Raw genomic sequence first — 3,386 nt, 5'->3', positions numbered from 1 at the left:
TCGTAAACTTTTGCTGTGCTTTCTAACATGGAAAGATCACCCTCGCTAATGTATGGTGTTATAACATCACTTGCAAGTGCAGGAGACTGATTAGAAGCTAAAGTATTTTGATTCGATTGGGGAACGACTCCCAATAATGTTAACAAAAGCATGCCAATTAGTGTCAAAATGATTACTTTTTTCATTTTTGCTACACCTCCAATCAAAAACATTGTAGCACTTTTTAAAAATTTTTTAATATTCAATTAGAAAAATTTTTGCCTATCGTTTAAGATTAGAAAAATTGAAATAGCCTCTCCATTCTGAAAATTTAAAAAAGGCTCTCTTTAATGTAAAAGAGAGCCTTAAGGAGGATAAAAATGAAAAAGTTAATCTTTATTTGGGATTTTCTTTTATCTGATTTTTAACTCTTTCAATTGCTTCCTGAAGGGTTTTTTCATCCGCAAGGTAGTAATGATTGACTGCTTTTAAGTTTTCATCAAACTCATAAACAAGTGGAATTCCTGTTGGTATATTGAGGTGTGGAATTTCTTCATCAGAAATATTATCAAGATATTTAACGAGTGCTCTTAGAGAATTTCCATGCGCAGAAATAATTACTCTTTTCCCTTCTTTTACCATTGGAGCAATTGTAGAATGATAGTATGGTAGCACTCTGTTTAACGTGTCTTTTAGCGATTCAGAAAGTGGAATTTCATCGTCTTTCAAATCTTTGTATTTGGGGTCAAATCTCGGATTTCTTGGATCATCTTTATCAAGCGGTGGGGGTGGAACATCGTAAGACCTTCTCCACAGAAGTACCTGTTCTTCGCCATATTTTTTGCTCATTTCTCCCTTATTAAGCCCTTGAAGTGCTCCGTAGTGCCTTTCATTTAATCTCCAGTGTTTGTATTCAGGTATCCACATTAAATCCAAATCTTCAAGTACGATCCACAGAGTTTTAATTGCTCTCTTTAGGACAGATGTAAAGGCAACATCAAAAATATACCCTTGCTCCTTTAATAACTTTGCTGCAAAATGTGCTTCCTCGATGCCTCTTTCTGATAAATCAACATCTGTCCATCCTGTAAATCTGTTCTCTTTATTCCAAATACTTTCGCCGTGCCTTAGCAAAACCAATTTATACATTTTCATCACCCTTCCTTTCTTTAAGGTACATTATTAACATCTGGATATCAGACGGTCTTACGCCTGTAATTCGCATTGCTTGTCCAATAGACTTCGGCTTTATCTCCGAAAGTCTTGTCCTTGCTTCCTTTGAAAGCGATGGTACTAAATTATAGTCAATATCATCTGGAATTTCAAAACTCTCAAATCTCAAGAACTCTTTTGCTTTATTCATTTCACGCTGAATGTATCCTGCATATTTTGCCTCAATTTCAATTTCCATAAGGATTTCGTCATCAAAATCAGCAAACCTTGAGTCAAGTTTCTTTAAAGTATCCTTTGTAAAATCTTGCCTTTTAAGAAGATCAAAAAGAGTTAAAGGTTGGTTTATTTCCTTTACTTCAAGTTCTTTTAGCTTTTCCACGTTTTCTTTGTTTGGGTATATTGTCGTTTGTTCGAGGATTTTTTTAATCTCTTCAAGTTTTCGCTCCTTTTCCTCAAACATTCTAAATTTCCATTCTTCAACAACACCTATTTCATAACCTTTTCTTGTAAGTCTTAAATCTGCGTTATCTTGTCTTAAGATTTGTCTATATTCACAATGCGATGGTGTAATTCTATAAGGCTCAAATAGTTCCTTAGTTAGAAGGTCATCAGTCATAACACCAAGATATGCTTCATTTCTTCTTAAAATAAATGGTGCCTTACCTTGTACTTTGAGGGCCGCATTTATACCCGCAAGTAGGCCTTGACCTGCTGCTTCATCGTATCCAGTTGTGCCGTTAGGCTGTCCTGCAATGAAAAGCCCTTCAATGAGTTTTGTTTCATAAGTGAGGTTTAACTGCGTTGGTATAATGTAATCGTAGTCAATTACATATGCGGGCCTTATTATTTCAACATTCTCAAGCCCGGGGATTGTTCTTAATACTTCAAGTTGCATATCATAAGGCATTGACATATACATTCCCTGCATGTACATTTCATTCGTGCCAAACCCTTCTGGCTCAAGGAAGAATTGGTGTCTTGTTTTGTCCGGGAACCACCGTACTTTTTCTTCCATTGAAGGGCATGTTCTTGGTCCTGTCTTAACCATTAGTCCCGCAACTGATGGTGAAAGGTGCATATATTTTCGTGTCACTTCTATTGTTTTTTCATTAGTCCATCCAAGGTAAGAGGGAATTTGATTGTCGTAAACTTTTGGCTTATTCCAAAAAGAAAAGTGTAGCGGAACAAAATCACCAACTTCCTCTTGGAATTTGCTCAAATCAATAGATCTTTTATCAACTCTCGGCGTTGTCCCTGTATTAAATCGAGACATTCTGAAACCTAGTTCTTTAAGTTGATTTGATAGCGCATTTGAAGGAGGTTTAATCCACCTTCCTGCTTCCATCGACCAGGAGGAAATGTATATACGTCCACTTAGATATGTACCAGTGGTTAATACCACAGCATCAGCATAAAAGACACTGCCATCTGCAACTTGAACCCCTTTTATTCTATTTCCCTCAATGATAAGTTTTTCAACAAGCCCTTGCCTTAGGTGTAAATTGGGCTGATTTTCTAAGCGCTCTTTCATTTTTCTTGAATAGGCCCATTTATCAACTTGTGCTCTCAAACTCCAAACAGCAGGACCACGCGAAGTATTAAGCATCTTAATCTGAGTTAGTGTTTCATCTGTGGTCATTGCCATTGCCCCACCCAGTGCATCAATTTCTCTTACAACTTGTGATTTTCCAGGGCCACCAATAGCGGGATTACAAGGCATCCAGCCAATACTGTCGTTATCAATTGTAATAATAAGGGTTTGAACACCCATTCGTGCTGAGGCAAGAGAGGCTTCTACCCCTGCATGTCCTCCGCCTACAACAATTACACCATAATATTTTTCCTTCATCATAGTTTATATTATACACGTTTAAGACATATTCGTAAAGTTAAGAGAACAATCTTGCGAATAAAATCTCTATGAACGGCAAAAAGATAACTTTAGGGCAACTTGAGGAGCACATCTTTAAGGCTTGGATATTTGTAAACGGATTTAAAAGGAATAGTATAAAAGTGTAAATACTCTAAAAAAAAGCTTATGGAAGATCTATTGAAAAGCGAAATTAAATTATTTAATAAAGGAGGATTAAAATGATCCCAAAATTTCATGAATTAATGAAACCTATGCTTCAATTCTTACAAGATCAAAAGGATCATACAATAGATGAAGTCGAAGACTACCTTGCTAATCTTTTTAAACTCACAAATGAGGAGAGAAACGAGCTTTTGCCTAG

At 36.2% G+C, this 3,386-nt stretch carries 4 protein-coding genes; 1 reads left to right on the top strand and 3 read right to left on the bottom strand.

Annotated features, from left to right (window positions below; genetic code table 11):
* The 3 genes from ACP5SP_RS07645 to mnmG form a co-directional block, all read right to left on the bottom strand.
* Window positions 1-185, bottom strand: a 185-nt coding sequence (locus ACP5SP_RS07645) for a hypothetical protein (protein WP_428076448.1), incomplete at its 3' end; no start/stop codon positions are given.
* Window positions 186-375: 190 nt separating this feature from the next.
* Window positions 376-1,128, bottom strand: coding sequence for a 2,3-diphosphoglycerate-dependent phosphoglycerate mutase (gene gpmA, locus ACP5SP_RS07640; RefSeq protein WP_416085553.1), 753 nt, complete (start codon window positions 1,126-1,128; stop codon window positions 376-378).
* Entirely contained in the window at window positions 1,121-3,001 is a 1,881-nt protein-coding gene (gene mnmG / locus ACP5SP_RS07635; protein ID WP_428076446.1) for a tRNA uridine-5-carboxymethylaminomethyl(34) synthesis enzyme MnmG, read from the bottom strand. The genes gpmA and mnmG overlap by 8 nt, the downstream gene beginning before the upstream one ends.
* Before the next feature lie 242 nt (window positions 3,002-3,243).
* On the opposite strand from mnmG, the gene ACP5SP_RS07630 reads away from it, so the two are divergent.
* Window positions 3,244-3,386, top strand: a 143-nt coding sequence (locus ACP5SP_RS07630; protein WP_428076450.1) for a winged helix-turn-helix domain-containing protein, incomplete at its 3' end; no start/stop codon positions are given.

Origin of the sequence: Caldisericum sp. (assembly GCF_049967455.1) — a bacterium.
GTDB classification, from domain to species: domain Bacteria; phylum Caldisericota; class Caldisericia; order Caldisericales; family Caldisericaceae; genus Caldisericum; species Caldisericum exile_A.
The sequence above is the reverse complement of the archived record's forward strand: the minus strand, read 5'-3'. Positions and strand labels throughout refer to the sequence as shown.